Raw genomic sequence first — 18,868 nt, forward strand, 5'->3', positions numbered from 1 at the left:
ATGGACCGCTCCTACGGTGGCTTCCGTGCCTGTAGGAGCGGCCCATGGCCGCGATGGCTGCGCCTCTGCACGCCTTTCGCTCAAGGACTGCTCCGATGAACTTCTCCCAGTTCTTCATCCGCCGGCCGATCTTCGCCGCCGTGCTCTCGCTGATCATCCTGATCGGCGGGGCCATCTCGCTGTTCCAGCTTCCGATCAGCGAATACCCCGAGGTGGTGCCGCCCACCGTGGTGGTGCGCGCCACCTTCCCCGGCGCCAACCCCAAGGTGATCGGCGAGACCGTGGCCGCGCCCCTGGAGCAGGCCATGAACGGCGTGGAGCACATGCTCTACCTGTCGTCCCAGTCCACCGCCGACGGCAAGCTGACCCTGACCATCACCTTCGCCCTGGGCACCAACCTGGATACCGCCCAGGTGCAGGTGCAGAACCGTGTCACCCGTACCCTGCCCAAGCTGCCGGAAGAGGTGCAGCGTCTCGGCGTGACCGCTGACAAGGCCTCGCCGGACCTGGCGATGGTGGTGCACCTGACCTCGCCGGACCAGCGCTACGACATGCTCTATCTGTCCAACTACGCCCTGATCAACGTCAAGGACGAGCTGGCGCGGCTGGACGGCGTGGGCGACGTCCAGCTGTTCGGCATGGGCGACTATTCCCTGCGCGTCTGGCTCGACCCGGACAAGGTCGCCTCGCGCGGCCTGACCGCCAGCGACGTGGTCGCCGCCATTCGCGAGCAGAATCGCCAGGTGGCGGCGGGCGCCCTCGGCGCGCCACCCGCGCCGGGCAGCACCAGTTTCCAGCTGGCCATCAACACCCAGGGCCGCCTGGTGGATGAGGAAGAATTCGCCAACATCATCGTGCGCGCCGGCAGCGACGGCCAGATCACCCGACTGCGCGACATCGCCCGCATCGAACTGGGCTCCAACCAGTACGCCCTGAGATCCCTGCTGAACAATCAGCCGGCGGTGGCCATCCCGATCTTCCAGCGCCCCGGCAGCAACGCCATCGACCTGTCCAACCAGGTGCGCGCCAAGATGGCCGAGCTCAAGCAGAGCTTCCCCCAGGGCATGGACTACGAGATCGTCTACGACCCGACCATCTTCGTGCGCGGCTCCATCGAGGCCGTGGTGCACACCCTGTTCGAAGCCATCATCCTGGTGGTGCTGGTGGTGATCCTGTTCCTGCAGACCTGGCGCGCCTCCATCATTCCCCTGGTGGCAGTGCCGGTGTCACTGATCGGCACCTTCGCGGTGATGCACGCCTTTGGCTTCTCGCTCAATGCGCTGTCGCTGTTCGGGCTGGTGCTGGCCATCGGCATCGTGGTGGATGACGCCATCGTGGTGGTGGAAAACGTCGAGCGAAACATCGGCCTGGGTCTGGAACCGGTGGCGGCCACCCGGCGCGCCATGAGTGAAGTGACCGGGCCCATCATCGCCACCGCCCTGGTGCTCTGCGCGGTGTTCGTGCCGACCGCCTTCATCTCGGGCCTCACCGGGCAGTTCTATCGGCAATTCGCCCTGACCATCGCCATTTCCACGGTGATCTCGGCCTTCAACTCCCTGACCCTGTCGCCGGCCTTGGCCGCGGTGCTGCTCAAGGCCCATGACGCGCCCAAGGACCGTTTCTCGCGGCTGCTCGACCGGTTGTTCGGCGGCTGGCTGTTCGCCCCCTTCAACCGCTTCTTCGAAAAGGCCAGCCACGGCTACGTCGGCGCCGTGCGCCGGGTGCTGCGCGGTAGCTCCATCGTGCTGGTGCTCTATGTGGTGCTGCTGGGCCTGACCGGTCTGGGCCTGGTGAAGACGCCGACCGGCTTCGTGCCACCCCAGGACAAGCAGTACCTGGTGGCCTTCGCCCAGTTGCCCGACGCCGCCACCCTGGATCGCAGCGAAGAGGTCATCCGCCGCATGTCGGCCATCGCCCTCAAGCACCCCGGCGTGGAAAGCACCGTGGCCTTCCCGGGCCTGTCCATTAACGGCTTCACCAACAGCCCCAACAGCGGCATCGTCTTCGTGACCCTGAAGCCCTTCGAGGAGCGCCGTGATCCCTCGCTGTCGGCCGGCGCCATCGCCGCCCAGCTGAACGGCGAATTCGCCGCCATCCAGGAATCCATCATCGCCATCTTCCCGCCACCGCCAGTGCAGGGGCTGGGTAGCATCGGCGGCTTCCGCCTGCAGGTGGAAGACCGTGGCAACCTGGGTTACGAGGAGCTCTACGCCCAGACCCAGAGCGTGCTGGCCAAGGCCCGGCAGCTGCCGGAACTGGCCCCGGAGTCGCTGTTCACCAGCTACCAGGTCAACGTGCCGCAGATCGATGCCCACATCGACCGCGAGAAGGCCAAGACCCTCGGCGTGCCCATCGACGCCATCTTCGACACCCTGCAGGCCTACCTGGGCTCGGTCTACGCCAACGACTTCAACCGTTTCGGCCGTACCTTCCAGGTCAACGTCCAGGCCGACCAGCGCTTCCGCCTGGAACCCGAGCAGATCGGCCAGCTCAAGGTGCGCAACGACCGCGGCGAGATGGTGCCCCTGTCCACTTTCGTCAAGATCGGCGATACCGCCGGCCCCGACCGGGTGATGCACTACAACGGCTTCCTCACCGCCGAGATCAACGGCGCGCCGGCCCCGGGCTACAGCTCCGGCCAGGCCCAGGCGGCCATCGAGGGGCTGCTCAAGCAGGAGCTGCCCAACGGCATGACCTTCGAATGGACCGAGCTGACCTACCAGCAGATCCTCTCCGGCAATACCGCCCTGCTGGTGTTCCCGCTCTGCGTGCTGCTGGCCTTCCTGGTGCTGGCAGCCCAGTACGAGAGCTGGAGTCTGCCGCTGGCGGTGATCCTGATCGTGCCCATGACCCTGCTCTCGGCCATCACCGGGGTGCTCCTGGCCGGCAGCGACAACAACATCTTCACCCAGATCGGCCTGATCGTATTGGTGGGCCTGGCGTGCAAGAACGCCATCCTCATCGTCGAGTTCGCCAAGGATCAGCAGGCCACCGGCAAGGACCGCGTCGCCGCGGTGCTGGAGGCCTGCCGCCTGCGCCTGAGACCCATCCTGATGACCAGCTTCGCCTTCATCATGGGCGTGGTGCCCCTGGTGACCTCCACCGGCGCCGGTGCCGAGATGCGCCATGCCATGGGTGTCGCGGTGTTCTCCGGGATGCTCGGGGTGACCTTCTTCGGGCTGCTGCTCACGCCGCTCTTCTATGTCCTGGTACGTGCCTTCGTGGAGCGTCGCCAGGCCCGATCCGCCCTTGCTCAGGAGGCCCAGGCATGAAGGTCTTCGCTCCCCTGCTACTGGCGCTGGCGGTTTCCGCCTGCGCCGTCGGCCCGCACTACCAGACGCCCGCACCCGCGCCTGCGCAACTCAAGGCGAGCCAGCAGCCCAACGTCTACGACCAGGGTCGTTTCGAGGCGCTCTGGTGGCGCCAGTTCGAGGACCCGACCCTCAACGCCCTGGTCGCCAGCAGCCTGGACGGCAACCGCCAATTGCGCGCCGCCTTCGCTCGGCTACGCGCTGCCCGCGCCCTGCGGGACGACGATGCCAACGACCTCTATCCGACGGTCACCAGTCGCGCCAGCAGCCAGCTGGGCAAGGCCCAGCAGCCCGGGCTGACCGAGCAGCGAGTCAACAGCGAGCGCTATGACCTGGGCCTGGACATGGCCTGGGAGCTGGACCTGTTCGGTCGCGTCCGCCATACCCTGGAAGCCAGCGATGCCCGCGCGGAAGCCGCGGCCTCGGATCTTGCCGGACTGCAGGTCAGCCTGATCGCCGAACTGGTGGACGCCTATGGCGACCTGCGCGGCGCCCAGCTGCGCGAACGCATCGCCCGCGACAACCTGGGCAACCAGCGCGAGGCGCGCCGCCTGACCGTGACCCTCAGAGACGAGGGCATGGGCAGCGACCTGGACGTGCAGCGCAGCGAAGCGCGCCTGGCCGCCACCGAAGCCAGCCTGCCGGAATTCCAGGCCCAGGCCAGCCGTGCGCGCAACCGCATCGCCACTCTGCTCGGCCAACGCCCGGATGCCCTGAGCGTGGACCTCTCACCCAAGGCCCTGCCGGCCATCGCCAAGCGTCTGCCCATCGGCGATCCCGGTGCCCTGCTACGTCGGCGCCCGGACGTGGCCGCCGCCGAGCGCCGCCTGGCTGCCGCCACCGCCGACGTCGGGGTGGCCACCGCCGACCTCTTCCCGCGGGTCAGTCTCTCCGGCTTTCTCGGCTTCACCGCCGGGCGCGGCTCGCAGATCGGCAGCAGTGCCGCCCGCGCCTGGGGTCTGGGACCGAGCATCAGCTGGGCGGCCTTCGACCTGGGCAGCGTGCGCGCCCGCTTGCGCGGCGCCCGTGCCGGCTCCGACGAGGCCCTGGCCAACTACGAGCAGCAGGTGCTGACCGCCCTGGAAGAGAGCGCCAATGCCTTCAGCGACTACGGGCGACGCCAGGAGCGCCTGCAGGCGCTGATCCGCCAGTCGGTGGCCAGTCGCGCCGCCGCCGACCAGGCCGAGATCCGCTACCGCGAAGGCGGCACCGACTTCCTGGTACTGCTCGATGCCCAGCGCGAACGCCTGGCCGCCGAAGACCAGCAGGCCCAAGGCGAGATCGAGCTCTATCGCGGCATCGTCGCCCTCTACAAGGCCCTGGGGGGTGGCTGGGAGGTCCAACCGGCCCGCCTCGCCCAAGGCCAAGCTTCCCCCGCGTCGGCGCTCTGACCGCTGGCGCTTACCCCCGGCACGCGTGTTCTCTTGCTCCTTTGGCGTGTCGGGTTTTTTCTTCCCTGTCCCGGCGCTTCGCCCCACCGAAGCGCCGGGTACATCCTCTCCTTGCCAACCTGAGCAAAAGCCCGTTCCAGAGGTCTCAGTGAGACCCGAACGGCGGCTGCCAGGCGGTTGAATCCTCTGCTGGACGCTGCCGGCCTGTTTCCTAATATTTTGTAAGGGAGACAGGGCTAGGATTTTGTGGTCTCTCTTTTATTATCACCTTAGGTTATTAAACCTTCGGTTCTTGTACGAAACTCGAAGATCGATTCCTCCACCTCTCGCCGTCTTGGCGATCTCTGCGTGGACGGATCGAATGCCGCTCGAGGTCTCGAGGGAGCCCCATCTATCCACCGCCGTGAGGCGCTCAGCTAAAGGATGCAGGCATGGTATTGGCGCTGATCATCGCGTTGCCCTTTCTAGGAACACTGCTATCGCTGGCGACTGATCGCTTCGGGCGGCGTGCCTGTGCCCTGGGTACCGCCATAGCGCCTGCCTTAGCCCTGGCCCTGCTGGCCGCGCAACTGCCGGCCGTGCTCGACGGCGCCGTGCTGCTGCAGCGACTGGACTGGCTGCCGGCCCTGGGCCTGAACCTCAGCCTGCGCCTGGACGGCCTGGGCCTGATGTTCGCCCTGATGATCCTGGTCATGGGCCTGCTGGTGATCCTCTATGCCACCTATTACCTGGGCAAGGACGAGTCGGTCGGCCGCTTCTTCGCCTACCTGCTGCTGTTCATGGGCGCCATGCTGGGCGTGGTGCTGGCGGAAAACCTGCTGCTGCTGATGGTGTTCTGGGAGCTGACCAGCCTGTCGTCCTTTCTGCTGATCGGCTTCTGGAGCCACAGCAAGGAAGCCCGCCAGGGCGCGCGCATGGCCCTGACCGTCACCGGCGGCGGCGGTCTCGCGCTGCTCGCCGGCGTCCTGCTGATCGGCCATATCGTCGGCAGCTTCGAGTTGACCGACGTACTCGCCGCCGGCCCGCTGATCACCGGCCATGCCCTCTATCCACTGGCGCTGATCCTGGTGCTGCTGGGCGTCTTCACCAAGTCCGCCCAATTTCCCTTCCACTTCTGGCTACCCCAGGCCATGGCCGCGCCGACGCCGGTCTCGGCCTATCTGCACTCGGCGACCATGGTCAAGGCCGGGGTCTTTCTCCTGGCGCGCCTCTATCCGGCGCTGGCCGATTCGGAGTGGTGGTTCTACATCGTCACCCTCACCGGGCTCACCACCCTGGTGGTGGGCGCCATCCTGGCGCTGTTCCAGCATGACCTCAAAGGCCTGCTGGCCTATTCCACGATCAGTCACCTGGGCCTGATCACCCTGCTGTTCGGCCTCGACACCCAGCTGTCCACCGTGGCGGCCGTGTTCCACATCCTCAACCACGCGACCTTCAAGGCCTCGCTGTTCATGGCTGCCGGCATCATCGACCACGAAACCGGCAGCCGCGACATGCGCCGCCTCGCCGGGCTCGGTCGCTACATGCCGCATACGGCGGCGCTAGCCATGGTCGCCGCCGCCGCCATGGGCGGCGTGCCGCTGCTCAACGGCTTCCTGAGCAAGGAGATGTTCTTCAACGAGACCCTTCATCACGGCCTGTTCGGCAGCTTCAGCTGGATAGTGCCGGCGGTGGCGGTGCTCTATGGCGTCTTCTCGATCGCCTACTCACTGCGCTTCATCCACGACGTCTTCTTCAATGGCGAGCCGCGCGACCTGCCCCACTATCCGCCCCATGAGCCACCGCGCTACATGAAGATCCCGGTGGAGATCCTGGTGTTGCTGTGCCTGCTGGTAGGCGTGGTGCCGGGCTATACCGTGGCGCCGCTGCTGGCCGCCAGCGCCAGCGCCGCCCTGGGCGGCAGCCTGCCAGAGTACAGCCTGGCCATCTGGCACGGCTTCAATACCGCCCTGATGATGAGCATCCTGGCGATGATCGGCGGGGTGCTGGTCTACGCCTTCCGCCAGCCGCTGTTCCGCTGGCAAGAGGGCCTGCCCGACATCGACGCCCGCCAGGTCTTCGAGCACGCCATGAATCGTCTGGTCGGCTTCGCCCAGCGCCTGACCCTCTGCCTGGAAAGCGGGTCGCTGCAGCGCTACATCACCCTGATGCTGCTGGCGACGCTCGTGCTGCTGGTGGCGGCGCTGTCGGGCCTGGACAGCCTCACCGGCCCCGTGGCCCTGGCGCCCTTCGATCCGCTCACCGCCCTGGGCCTGGGCATCCTGATGCTGACCGCGGTGCTGACGGTGTATTTCCACCGCAACCGGCTCAAGGCACTCATGGCCCTGAGCACCGTGGGCCTGATCGTCGCCCTGCTGTTCGCCCGCTATTCGGCACCGGACCTGGCACTGACGCAGCTGTCGGTGGAGGTGGTGACCGTCATCCTGCTGGTGCTGGCGCTGTTCTTCATGCCGGATCGCACGCCCATCGAGTCCAGCAGCCTGCGCGGCCTGCGCGACGTGCTGCTGGCCAGTGGCCTGGGGCTGATGGTGGCGCTGCTGGCCTATGCCGTGCTGACCCGCCCCTATGAGCACATCGGCGACTTCTTCCTGGCCAACTCGGTGTCCGGCGGCGGTGGCTACAACGTGGTCAACGTCATCCTAGTGGACTTCCGCGGCTTCGATACCCTCGGCGAGGTGACCGTGCTGGCCATCGCCGCCGCCGGGATCTACGGTCTGCTCAAGCACCTGCACCTGCCGCATCCGCTGGTCGACCCCAAGGGCACCCCCTGGTCGCGCGACAGTCACCCGATGATCCTCAACAACGTGGCCCGGGTACTGCTGCCCCTGGCCCTGCTGGTGTCGGCCTTCATTTTCGTGCGCGGGCACAACCTGCCCGGTGGCGGTTTCATCGCCGGCCTGGTAACCGCCATCGCCCTGATCCTGCAGTATGTGGCCCATGGCGTGGCCTGGACCCAGCGCCGCCTGCCGATCAGCTACCACACCATCTGCGGTGTCGGGGTATTGATCGCCGCCCTCACCGGCCTGGGGTCGCTGGTCTTTGGCCGCCCCTTCCTCACCACCGCCTTCGACTACTTCGCCATTCCGCTGATCGGCAAGACCGAACTGGCTACCGCCCTGATCTTCGACCTTGGCGTCTATCTGGCGGTAGTCGGCGCCACGCTGCTGATCCTTTCCAACCTGGGCCACGTCAGCCGCGACGAGACGGACACCGACGGATCCAGCCAGGAGGTGCTCTGACATGGAGATCCTGTTCTGCACGACCCTCGGGGTCCTCGTCGCCACCGGCGTCTACCTGCTGCTCAGAGCTCGCCTCTATCCGGTGGTGCTGGGCCTCACCCTGCTCTCCTATGCGGTCAATCTCTTCCTGTTCGCCATGGGTCGGTTGCGCACCGGCGTGCCGGCGGTGATCGGCAAGGCCGCCGAGCATGCCGATCCGGTGCCCCAGGCGCTGGTGCTGACCGCCATCGTCATCGGCTTTGCCATGACCGCCTTCGTGGTGGCCCTGTCGCTGCGCGCCCTGGGCGAATTGCGCACCGACCACGTGGATGGCGAGGAGCCACGCCGATGAACCACCTGATCATCCTGCCCATCCTCGTCCCCTTGTTTACCGGCGGCTTCCTGCTGATGCGCCCACGGCTATCCGCCAGGGCCTCGCGCGGGCTGTCGCTGCTCGCCACCTGGGCCCTGCTGCCGCTAGCGGTGCTGCTCCTGCAGCGGGCCAGTAGCGGTCAGCTGGAGGTCTACGCCCTGGGCGACTGGGCGGCGCCCTTCGGAATCGTCCTGCTGCTGGATCGCCTGGCCGCGCTGATGCTGCTCACCGTGGCGGTGCTGGCCGCTGGCGCGGTGCTCTACGCCTGCCGCGGCGACGATGCTCGCGGCCCGGACTTCCATGCGCTGTTCCAGTTTCAGCTGCTGGGCATCAACGGCGCCTTCCTCACTGGCGACCTGTTCAATCTCTTCGTCTTCTTCGAGATCCTGCTGATCGCCTCCTATGCCCTGCTGGTGCACGGCGCCGGACCGGACCGGATACGCGCCGGTCTGCACTACGTGGTGCTCAACCTGGTGGGCTCGGCGCTGTTCCTGATCGGCATCGGCCTGCTCTACGGCCTGCTCGGCACCCTGAACATGGCCGACCTGGGCCTGAAGGTAGCTAGCGCCGACCCCGAGCGCGCGCCCCTGTTGGCCGCTGCAGGCTTCCTGCTGCTGGTGGTCTTTGGCCTCAAGGGCGCCATCCTGCCGCTGTACTTCTGGCTGCCCAGCGCCTATTCCACGGCCAGCGCGCCAGTCGCCGCGCTGTTCGCCATCATGACCAAGGTCGGACTCTACGCCATCGTCCGCGTCTTCCTGCTGGTGTTCGGCGCCGCGGCTGGGCCGCTTGCCCACTATGTGCTGCCCTGGCTCTGGCCGCTGGCGGCGGTCACCCTGGCCGCCGGGGTATTCGGCGCCCTGGCCGCCCACCACCTCAAGGCGCTGCTCGGCTACCTGGTGGTCATCTCGGTCGGCATGCTGCTCACCGGCGTCGCCCTGGGCAGCGTCGCGGGCCTGGCCGCTGCCTTCTTCTACCTGGTGCACAGCACCTGGATCGCCGGCGCCCTGTTCCTGCTGGCCGACCTCATCGCCCAGCAGCGCGGCCTCCAGGGCGACATCCTCAAAAGCGGGCCCGAGCTGCGTCATCCGCGTCTGTTGGGCGGACTGTTCTTTCTTGGCGCGGTCTCCGTCGCCGGACTGCCGCCCTTCCCCGGCTTTCTCGGCAAGGTGATGCTCCTGCAGGCCACCGGTACCGCCTGGCCGGCACTGATCATCTGGCCGGTAGTGCTGCTGGGTGGGCTGGGCATGATCATCGCCCTGTCCCGCGCCGGCACGACGTTGTTCTGGCGCGCCAACAACGTGGCCCTGGAGGTGCGCCTCGATCGCATCCAGCTCGCCGCGACCCTCGGCCTGCTGCTGGGCAGCCCCCTGCTGATGGCTGCGGCGGCTCCGCTGCATAGCTACACCCTGGAGACCGCCCGGCAACTGCTGGATGTCTCCGCCTACTTCGACATCGTCCGGGGGGTTGGCCCATGAAGCGCTGGCTACCGCACCCACTGCTCACCGGGCTGCTGACCCTGGCCTGGCTGCTGCTCAACAACAGCCTGAGCCTGGGCCAGTTGCTGCTGGGTCTGCTGTTCGGCTGGGGGATCCCGCTGCTCTGCCGGGACTTCCTGCTCACCGCCCCGCGCCTGCGGCGTCCTGGCCTGCTGCTGCGCTACATGCTGATGGTGATGTATGACATCGTCGTCGCCAACCTGCACGTCGCCCGCCTGGTGCTGGGCCGCCCCGAGGCCCTCCGGCCGGCCTTCATCGAGGTGCCCATCGACATCGAGGACGAATTCCTCCTCACCCTGCTGGCCTGCGTGGTTTCCCTTACCCCCGGCACTGTGTCCTCTGGCCTCAGCGGCGATCGCAAGACCCTGCTGCTGCACGGGCTGGACGTCGAGGACAAGGAAGCGATGATCCTCCAGGTCAAGACCCGCTATGAAGCCCCGCTCAAGGAGATCTTCGAATGCTCACCTACGTGACCCTGCTGTGCCTGGGGATGATGGGCATAGCCGCCGTACTCAACGTCTATCGGCTGGTCAAGGGCCCCGACATGCCCGATCGGGTACTGGCGCTGGATACGCTCTATATCAACGTCCTGGCGATCATCATCCTGTTCGGGATCTGGCTGGCCACCGACGTCTTCTTCGAAGCGGCGCTGCTCATTGCCGTGACCGGCTTCGTCGGCACCGTGGCGCTGGGCAAGCACATGCTCCATGGCGAAATCATCGACTGACGTAGGAGCTACCCCATGCCCTTCTGGCTCGAACTCCTGATCTGCATCCTGCTGCTCATCGGCAGCAGCTTCGCCCTCATCGGCGCCGTTGGCCTGTACCGGCTGCCGGACTTCTTCATGCGCCTGCATGGCCCGACCAAGGCCACCACCCTGGGCGTGGGCAGCACCATCGTCGCCTCCATGCTGTTCTTCAGCGTCCAGGGCGATGGCCTGAGCCTGCACGAACTGCTGATCGCCCTGTTCATCTTCATCACCGCGCCAGTCAGCGCCCACATGCTGGCGCGCGCCGCCATCCAGCAGAAGGTCAAGCAGGTGCAGCGCACCGACGGCCAGCCGTGGCGCTGAACCAGGATTCGACAACTCGCCAGCGCGGGCTGGCGAGTCGCTGGCGGTCCTAGCGACCGCCGCTGACCTTGCTGAAGTCCTGGCGACCGAAGGGATTGGGCTGATAGCCCTCGACAGTGGTCTTGGCCAGTACCGTCACCGTCGGATGGGCCAACGGCAGCCACAACGCCTGATCGTGGATGATGCGCTGTGCCTGGTGGTACACCGTGGCCCGCGCCATCTGGTCGGCCAGGGTCTTGCCCTTGCTGATGGCGCCATCCAGGGTCTTGTCGCAATAGCGCGCGAAATTCAGCCCCGATTGCACCGAGGCGCAGGAGAATTGCGGCGTCAGGTAGTTGTCCGGATCACCGTTGTCCCCGGCCCAGCCCATGAACAGCAGATCGTGCTCGCCGGTCTTGGCGCGGCGGATCAGCTCGCCCCACTCGATCACCTGGATCTGGGCATCGACACCGATCTTCTTCAGGTCGGCCTGCAGCATCTGGGCGCCCAGTTGCGGATTGGGATTGAGCAGGCTGCCGCTGGGTCGCGTCCAGATGGTGGTCTTGAAGCCCTCCTTGACGCCCGCCTGGGCCAGCAGGGCCTTGGCCTTGGCCGGATCATAGGGATAGGCCGGCACATCCTTGGCGTAGCCCCAGGTGGTGGGCGGATAGATGTTGTCGGCGGCCACCGCGGTGTCCTGGAACACCGCCTTGAGATAGCTCTGCTTGTCGAAGGCCAGGTTGATGGCCTGGCGCACCTTGATGTTGTCCAGCGGCGGATGGGTGGTGTTGATGCCGACGAAGGCGGTCATGAAGGCCGGCGTCTGCAGCACCTGCAGGCTCTTGTCTTCCCGGGCGCTCTGCAGATCCTGGGGCTTGGGCGACAGGGCGACCTGGCACTCGCCACGCTTGAGCCGCTGCAGCCGTACCGCCGAGTCCGGGGTGATGGCGTAGATCAGGCCATCCAGCTTGGGCTTGCCGGCGAAATAGTCCGGATTGGCGGCATAGCGCACCACGGCGTCCTTCTGGTAGCGCTTGAAGACGAAGGGCCCGGTACCGATGGGCTCGTCGTTGAGCTGAGCGGTCTTGCCGGCCTTGAGCAGCTGGTCGGCGTATTCGGCGGAGTAGATGGAGGCGAAGCCCATGCTCAGGGTCGGCAGGAAAGTGGCGTCCGGGCTGTTGAGCACGATGCGCACGCCGAGATCGCTGGTCTTTTCCACGCGCTTGATCAGCTTGGGCCACTGCATCGACTGGGCATGGGGGTAACCGCTCTTGGCCACCGCATGCCAGGGATGATCCTTGTCCAGCATGCGCTGGAAGCTGAACACCACGTCATCGGCCGTCAGGGTGCGGCTGGGGGTGAAGTAGTCGGTGTGGTGAAACTTCACGTCCGGGCGCAGGGCGAAGTCGTAGGTCAGGCCATCGTTGGACACCGTCCAGCTTTGCGCCAGGCTCGGTACCAGCTTGCCTTCGCCAGCGTCGTACTCCACCAACCGATTCATCAGCACATCGGCCGAGGCGTTGGTGGTGGTCAGGGAGTTGTATTGCACCACGTCGAATCCATCCGGACTGGCTTCGGTGCAGACGCTGAGCGTGGCGGCCTGAGCCAGCAGGGGCGCGAAGAGCAGAGGCAAGGCGGCGAAACGCATGGACGATTCCTTGTAGATCCGAGGTGGGCAGACAGGGAGCGCCTGGCTGACAGCGGCCAAAGGAGCGCTGCGGGCGGTCGTCTGGCGGACGTGGATGGCTTATGTCGTTCGTTCTAAACTAGACCACCCGTCCGTCCGTCACAATGCTTCTGACCGACGAACGGTTGACATTCCGGCCAGGCCCACACGGTGCGGGGTTCGCAGGCATATCATCCGTCGCCCCACCTTGTTATCCCAGGGTGCTTCTGGTATAAAACAGCGCTCTTTTTTCGGGGTATGGCCGCTTCAGGTCCCCGGCATTTGCCGGCTCTCCCCGTCAAAACAGGAATCAATACAGTTACAAGCGGCCAACCCATGCCGGGTTTGGCATGAGGTTTATGAGGGCTGAGCCATGTCGAGAGTTTGCCAAGTAACCGGTAAGGGTCCGATTACTGGGAACAACGTTTCCCACGCTAACAACAAAACCCGTCGTCGTTTCCTGCCGAACCTGCAGCATCACCGTTTCTGGGTAGAATCCGAGAAGCGCTTCGTGCGTCTGCGCGTTTCTGCCAAGGGCATGCGTATCATCGACAAGCGCGGTATCGAAACCGTCCTGTCCGAGCTGCGTAGCCGCGGCGAAAAATTCTAAGGGGATTCGTCATGCGTGAATTGATCCGTTTGATTTCCAGTGCCGGTACCGGTCACTTCTACACCACTGACAAGAACAAGCGCACCAAGCCCGAAAAGATCGAAATCAAGAAATTCGATCCGGTCGTGCGCAAGCATGTCATGTACAAGGAAGGCAAGATCAAGTAATTGATCGCCCCTTGAACAAGAAACCCGCCTCGGCGGGTTTTTTGTTGCCTGGCGTTTGGCGGCTCCGGCGCCGGGAGCGCCGGAGGCCAGTCAGACGGTCACTTGAACTGACCGGTCAGCTCGCGCAGGGCGGCTTCGGCACCGAGGATCTTCTGCATGCACTCCCGCGCCTTGGTCGGATCTATGTTCAGCCGCGTATAGAGATCGTCGGGAATGGCCTGGGCCGGGCCGTTGCCGATGCCTTCGCCACGCAGCAGCTGCACCGCGAGAAAGATCAGGTTGGGATAGACCGCCTGCTCGCCGCGATACTCGGGATCACCCTGGAAGCGCAGCGCGGTGACCACCTCTTCGGGCATCTCCCAGCAGCGCATCAGGGCGGCGCCGATCTGCTCGCGGGTGATGCCCAGCAGGTGATGCTCGATCACCTGGTGATCCAGCTGGCGGTTGGCCTCCAGATGGCGGCAGATCAGCGTGAAGTGCGGCGGAAAGACGTGGGCCAGCACCAGGTAGCCGAAGTTGTGCAGCAGCCCGCCCAGATAGGCCAGGCCCATTTCCGGCCGCTCCGCTCGCGGCATGGCGCGCGCCAGGCCCTCGATCAGGGCAGCGGTGTAGATGGCCTGCTTCCAGTAGGGGGTTTCCTGCTCGGCCTGATCGCTGGGCAGGCTCAGGGTCTTGCCCAGGGCCAAGCCGAGAGCCAGGTTGATCACCAGATCGAAGCCCAGCACCCGAACGATGGCGTCCTCCACCGAGCGGATCTTGCCGGGCGCGGCATAGTAGGGCGATGCCGCCCAGCTGATCACCTGGGCGGCCAGGGCCGGATCGGTCTCCACCACGTTGGCCAGGTCGTCCACCGTGGCATCGGGATCGACCCGCAGCTTGATGACCTTTTCCGCGGTCTTGGACAGCGGCGGGATTTCCAGGGTCTCGTCCAGGCGCTGGCGGATACGCCGCGCGGTAAAGGCGGTGGCCGCATGGAGGATTTCCGCCTGGTCGCGTTCCGGCTGGCGCAGGTTCGGCTGGATGCCGGCGGCCGGAATACCGAAGCTGCCCGCAGTCGCCTGGCTCAGCAGACGGCGATAGTCAGACGTTTCCACTTCGAGCAGCAACGAGTGCTCGCCGGACTCCAGCAGCAGACGCGGCGCCTCCAGCAGACGCTCGTCATACAGGCAGGGGGAATTGGTCAGAGACGGCAGCCCTGGCAGGACATCCAGCTCATAACGCTCCAGGGTGCGCGCCAGACGATCCGGTGCCACCACCGTCAGCTGGCGACCGGTGAACTCCACCAGCCGGCGCAGATCCAGCAGCTGATCCTCGGGCAGGAGCACCAGCAACATGCCGACGCTGTCGCTGAGCAGTACCGTGTGCACCCGGTTCGCCTGCGGCTGACGCGCCGTCGCCGACACCGGCCGATAAGCCAGGCTCAACTGGGCGAGCAATTGCTGGATCGAAGAGGGGACTTCGGGAAGGGGCGAAGCGAGCGCTACATCGGTCATGGCATATTCATCCTCACGTACGCCCTGGAGTATAACCATTCGGCTCTGTAGGTAGCGTCGTCTGTATAGGCTTTGTCATACCTGACCATATTGCTGTCCGTGGCGCAGCCAGCGCTCCAGTAGTGGGCCGGCATGACTCGGCCAGCGCGCGAGCAGTTCCTGGGCCGCATCGCGTACCGCCGGCAGCCAGTGGGCATCGCGCATCAGATCGGCCACCTTGAATTGCAACAGGCCGGTCTGGCGGGTGCCGAGCATCTCGCCAGGGCCACGCAATTCCAGGTCCTTCTCGGCGATGATGAAGCCGTCGTTGGTCTCGCGCATGATGGCCAGGCGTTCGCGACCAATTTGCGACAGCGGGGGATGGAACAGCAGCACGCAATGGCTGACCGCACTGCCCCGCCCGACCCGGCCACGCAACTGGTGCAGCTGGGCCAGGCCCAGTCGCTCGGGATTCTCGATGATCATCAGGCTGGCGTTGGGCACGTCCACGCCCACCTCGATCACCGTGGTAGCCACCAGCAGCTGCAGATTGCCGGCCTTGAACTCGGCCATCACCGCGGCCTTTTCCGCCGGCTTCATGCGCCCGTGGATCAACCCCACGTGCAGTTCGGCCAAGGCCAGCTGCAATTCCTCGTAGGTGGTCTCGGCCGCCTGGCAGGTGAGCTCCTCGGATTCCTCGATCAGGGTGCAGACCCAGTAGGCCTGGCGCCCCTCATGGCAGGCGGCGCGGACCCGCTCCACCACTTCCTCGCGGCGGCTGTCGGTCACGCTCACGGTGTTGACCGGCGTTCGCCCTGGTGGCAATTCGTCAAGCACCGAGGTATCCAGATCGGCATAGGCGCTCATGGCCAGGGTCCGCGGGATGGGCGTGGCGGTCATGATCAGCTGATGCGGCGCCAGGCGGCCATCGACACCCTTCTGGCGCAGCGCCAGACGCTGCTGCACGCCGAAGCGGTGCTGTTCGTCGATCACCACCAGCGCCAGCCGAGCGAAGCGCACCTCCTCCTGGAACAGCGCATGGGTGCCCACCACCATGGGTGCCCCGGCGGCGATGCGTTCCAGCGAGCTGACGCGGGCCTTGCCCTTGAGCTTGCCGGCCAGCCAGGCCACCTCGATGTCCAGGGCAGCGAACCAGCGCTGGAAGTTGAGGAAGTGCTGCTCGGCGAGGATTTCGGTGGGCGCCATCAGGGCCACCTGATAGCCGGCCTCGATGGCCTGCAAGGCGGCCAGGGCCGCCACTACCGTCTTGCCCGCGCCCACATCGCCCTGCACCAGCCGCAGCATGGGTTCGGCCTGGGCCAGGTCGTAGGCGATCTCGCGCCCGACGCGCTGCTGGGCACCGGTAGGTGTGAAGCCAAGGTTATCCAGATACAGCTGCGGCAGCCGGCGGGCGGCTGGCAGGGGCACCGCGCGCTGGGCGCGCAGGGTTTCGCGCAGTCGCTGCAACGACAGCTGATGGGTCAGTAATTCCTCGAAGACCAGCCGCTCCTGGGCCCAGTGACGGCCCTCGGCCAGCTCTTCCAGATCCGCATCCGGCGGCGGCCGGTGCAGATAGCGCAAGGCATCGGCCAGCGGCCCCAGGCGATAGTGCTCGGCCATCTCCGGCGGCAGCCAGTCCGGCAGGGACTCGGGCCCCAGCCGCTCCAGGGCCTGGGCGCTGAGCTGGCGCAGGCGCAGCTGGGTGAGGCCTTCGGTGGTCGGATAGATGGGCGTCAGCGTCTGCTCGACCGGGGCGGGCGCGCTTTCGTCCTGGGCGCGGTATTCGGGGTGGTAGATCTCCAGGCCGGAGGCACCGGGACGCACCTCGCCATAGCAGCGCAGCAGGGTGCCGCGGGCCATGCCATCCTTTTGCGCCTGGCTGAAGTGGAAGAATCTCAGCGAAAGGGTACCGCTGCCATCCTGCAGCCGCACCAGCAGGCTGCGCCGCCGTCCCATGAGCACTTCAGCGGAGGCGACCATGCCTTCCACCACGGCGTCCTGGCCAGGCCGCAGGGCGCCGATAGGTACGATGCGGGTACGGTCCTGATAGCGCAGCGGCAGGTGGAAGAGCACGTCCTGCAGGGTTTCCAGGCCCACCCGTGCGAGCTTTTCCTGCAGGGCCGCGCCTACCCCCTTGAGCGCGGTGACCGGCGTCGCGGCCAGTTCGCTCATGCGGGCTGCACGATGCCCTTGGCTTCGGGGCGGGCCACGGAGCACAACCGCACCGAATCGGCCAGCACCTCGATGGCCTTGGGCCGTGGGAAACTGGCACGCCAGGCGATGGCCACGGTGCGATAGGGCACCGGCCGCTCGAAGGGCCGCACCTCGATGATCCCAGGCGCATAGTGGTGACTTTCCACCGCCGAGAACGGCAGTACCGAGACGCCCAGGCCCGAGGCCACCATGTGGCGGATGGTTTCCAGGGACGAGGACTCCACCGTGGAATTCTTGTTTTCCTCGTGCTTGCGCACCGTCGGACAGGCTTCGAGGACCTGGTCGCGGAAGCAGTGACCTTCACCCAGCAGCAGCAGGCTCTTGTCGCTGAGCTGGTTCTGCGGGATGGTCTTGAGCTTGGTCCAGGGGTGCCGCGCCGGCATCATCACGTAGAAGGGCTCGTCATACAGCGGCAGGGTCAGGACGTCCGGCTCGTTGAACGGCAGGGCGAGGATGATGGCGTCCAGTTCACCGGTGCGCAGCTTGTCGCGCAGTATATGAGTGAAGTTTTCCTCGATGTACAACGGCATCTCCGGCGCCACCCGGTTGAGTTGCGGAATGAGATGCGGAAAGAGATAGGGCCCGATGGTATAGATGGCGCCGATCTTCAGCGGCGCCGTGAGCTGGTTCTTGCCGGCCTGGGCCAGCTCGCGGATACCCTGCGCCTGCTCCAGCACCTTTTGCGCCTGGGCGACGATGCCCTCACCGGTGGGGGTGAGGCGCACGGCACTCTTGCTGCGCTCGAAGATCAGAATGCCCAGCTCGTCCTCAAGCTTCTTGACGCCGACCGACAGCGTCGGCTGGCTGACGTGGCAACGCTCGGCGGCTCGGCCAAAGTGCTGTTCCTGGGCGAGCGTGACGATATAGCGCAGTTCAGTCAGGGTCATAGTCAAATTCCATGGGTTGCCGGTCAATCTTAGCGGCTGTCTCTATCAACGGCCACCCAAGACGGGCAGGTGCCCGGCCTATCCGGTTGGACCTCGCCCAGGCTCAGGCTACCCTGGCCGTCTGTCCAGGCCTTTGCAGAAGGAAACACCGATGAGCACCATCCTGATCGCCGGTTGTGGCGATGTCGGCAGCCGCCTTGGCCTGCAACTGGTGGCCCAGGGTCACCGCGTCTTCGGCCTCAGGCGCAATGTCGCCGCCCTGCCCGCCACCCTGCTGCCCGTGGCGGGCGACCTGGCCGAGGTCCAGCCACCCGCGGACTGGCCCCGCGAGCCCCTGGATCAGGTGGTCTATGCCACCGCCGCGACCCACCATGACGAAGCCGGCTACCGCGCCGCCTATGTCGATGGCCTGCGCCACCTGCTGGGCTGGCTGGCCGCCTGCGGCCAACGCCCACGGCGCCTGCTGTTCGTCTCCAGCAGCGGGGTCTACGCCCAGCAGGACGGCGCCTGGGTCGACGAGACCGCCCCCGCCGAACCCGAGCGCTTTTCCGGACGCCTCCTGCGCGAGGCGGAAGAGGTCGCGCTCGGCAGTGGCATCCCTGCCAGCGTGGTGCGCTTGACGGGCATCTATGGCCCGGGACGCGAAGCGCTGCTGCGGCAGGTCCGCGAGGGCTCCCGGGTGACCCGCGAGCCGCCGCTGTATGGCAATCGCATCCATGTCGAGGACGCCGCCGGCCTGCTGGCGCTGCTGTTGCAGCGTGATCGTGAAGGGGTCGCCCTGGATGATCTCTACCTGGGCGTGGACGACGATCCGGCGCCGCTGGACGAGGTGGTCGACTGGCTACGCGCCCGCCTGGGCATCACCACCTGGTCGGACGACGCCCAACTGCGCCGCGCCGGCAGCAAGAGATGCAGCAATGCCCGCGCCAGGGCGTTGGGCTGGACGCCCCGCTACCCCAGCTATCGCGAAGGCTATGCGGCCATTCTCGACCGCTGAAACGACAGAGCCCGA

Annotated in this window: 15 protein-coding genes; 11 read left to right on the plus strand and 4 right to left on the minus strand. The window is 66.3% G+C overall.

What is annotated here, in order from left to right; all coding sequences use genetic code 11:
* Positions 1–95: 95 nt before the first annotated feature.
* From ACUCV0_RS11050 to ACUCV0_RS11085, 8 genes are all read left to right on the plus strand, one after another.
* Complete coding sequence (locus ACUCV0_RS11050; RefSeq protein ID WP_482212687.1) at positions 96–3,272, plus strand: efflux RND transporter permease subunit; 3,177 nt, start codon at positions 96–98, stop codon at positions 3,270–3,272.
* Positions 3,269–4,702 carry an efflux transporter outer membrane subunit gene (locus ACUCV0_RS11055; RefSeq protein WP_482212688.1) on the plus strand — a complete coding sequence of 478 codons (1,434 nt, stop codon included), beginning with the start codon at positions 3,269–3,271 and terminating at the stop codon, positions 4,700–4,702. The genes ACUCV0_RS11050 and ACUCV0_RS11055 overlap by 4 nt, the downstream gene beginning before the upstream one ends.
* Positions 4,703–5,133: 431 nt before the next feature.
* Positions 5,134–7,941: a monovalent cation/H+ antiporter subunit A gene (locus ACUCV0_RS11060; protein WP_482212689.1), complete on the plus strand. Its 2,808-nt coding sequence runs from the start codon at positions 5,134–5,136 to the stop codon at positions 7,939–7,941.
* A 1-nt stretch (position 7,942) separates the two neighbouring features.
* The gene (locus ACUCV0_RS11065) at positions 7,943–8,272 is read left to right on the plus strand and encodes a Na+/H+ antiporter subunit C (RefSeq protein WP_058791729.1); all 330 of its coding nucleotides are present in this window, start codon (positions 7,943–7,945) and stop codon (positions 8,270–8,272) included.
* The gene (locus ACUCV0_RS11070) at positions 8,269–9,768 is read left to right on the plus strand and encodes a monovalent cation/H+ antiporter subunit D (protein WP_482212690.1); all 1,500 of its coding nucleotides are present in this window, start codon (positions 8,269–8,271) and stop codon (positions 9,766–9,768) included. Before ACUCV0_RS11065 ends, ACUCV0_RS11070 begins: the two co-directional genes overlap by 4 nt.
* A complete protein-coding gene (locus tag ACUCV0_RS11075; protein WP_271653621.1) occupies positions 9,765–10,262 on the plus strand; it encodes a Na+/H+ antiporter subunit E in 498 nt (165 codons plus the stop codon). The genes ACUCV0_RS11070 and ACUCV0_RS11075 overlap by 4 nt, the downstream gene beginning before the upstream one ends.
* Entirely contained in the window at positions 10,247–10,516 is a 270-nt protein-coding gene (locus ACUCV0_RS11080) for a K+/H+ antiporter subunit F (protein ID WP_059313179.1), read from the plus strand. Before ACUCV0_RS11075 ends, ACUCV0_RS11080 begins: the two co-directional genes overlap by 16 nt.
* Positions 10,517–10,531: 15 nt before the next feature.
* Complete coding sequence (locus tag ACUCV0_RS11085; RefSeq protein ID WP_482212691.1) at positions 10,532–10,861, plus strand: Na+/H+ antiporter subunit G; 330 nt, start codon at positions 10,532–10,534, stop codon at positions 10,859–10,861.
* A gap of 49 nt (positions 10,862–10,910) precedes the next feature.
* On the opposite strand, the gene ACUCV0_RS11090 is transcribed toward ACUCV0_RS11085, so the two are convergent.
* A complete protein-coding gene (locus ACUCV0_RS11090; RefSeq protein WP_482212692.1) occupies positions 10,911–12,488 on the minus strand; it encodes an ABC transporter substrate-binding protein in 1,578 nt (525 codons plus the stop codon).
* A 391-nt stretch (positions 12,489–12,879) separates the two neighbouring features.
* Here ACUCV0_RS11090 and rpmB point away from each other — a divergent pair, with 391 nt between their 5' ends.
* Both rpmB and rpmG read left to right on the plus strand, forming a co-directional pair.
* Positions 12,880–13,116, plus strand: coding sequence for a 50S ribosomal protein L28 (gene rpmB, locus ACUCV0_RS11095; protein WP_007159903.1), 237 nt, complete (start codon positions 12,880–12,882; stop codon positions 13,114–13,116).
* An 11-nt stretch (positions 13,117–13,127) separates the two neighbouring features.
* Positions 13,128–13,283 (plus strand): 50S ribosomal protein L33, encoded by a 156-nt coding sequence (gene rpmG / locus ACUCV0_RS11100; protein ID WP_007159904.1) that lies wholly within the window; start codon positions 13,128–13,130, stop codon positions 13,281–13,283.
* 98 nt (positions 13,284–13,381) lie between these two features.
* Here the strand turns inward: rpmG and ACUCV0_RS11105 are convergent, their stop codons facing one another.
* From ACUCV0_RS11105 to ACUCV0_RS11115, 3 genes are all read right to left on the minus strand, one after another.
* Positions 13,382–14,776 carry an aminoacyl-tRNA deacylase and HDOD domain-containing protein gene (locus ACUCV0_RS11105; RefSeq protein WP_059313177.1) on the minus strand — a complete coding sequence of 465 codons (1,395 nt, stop codon included), beginning with the start codon at positions 14,774–14,776 and terminating at the stop codon, positions 13,382–13,384.
* Between the two features lie 75 nt (positions 14,777–14,851).
* Positions 14,852–16,927: an ATP-dependent DNA helicase RecG gene (gene recG, locus ACUCV0_RS11110; RefSeq protein WP_059313176.1), complete on the minus strand. Its 2,076-nt coding sequence runs from the start codon at positions 16,925–16,927 to the stop codon at positions 14,852–14,854.
* Complete coding sequence (locus ACUCV0_RS11115; RefSeq protein WP_059313175.1) at positions 16,924–17,856, minus strand: hydrogen peroxide-inducible genes activator; 933 nt, start codon at positions 17,854–17,856, stop codon at positions 16,924–16,926. Before ACUCV0_RS11115 ends, recG begins: the two co-directional genes overlap by 4 nt.
* A gap of 151 nt (positions 17,857–18,007) precedes the next feature.
* On the opposite strand from ACUCV0_RS11115, the gene ACUCV0_RS11120 reads away from it, so the two are divergent.
* Positions 18,008–18,853, plus strand: a complete 846-nt coding sequence (locus ACUCV0_RS11120) for an NAD-dependent epimerase/dehydratase family protein (RefSeq protein ID WP_059313174.1) — start codon at positions 18,008–18,010, stop codon at positions 18,851–18,853.
* Positions 18,854–18,868: the final 15 nt, after the last annotated feature.

Source organism: Pseudomonas sp. VMV1 (assembly GCF_056790235.1).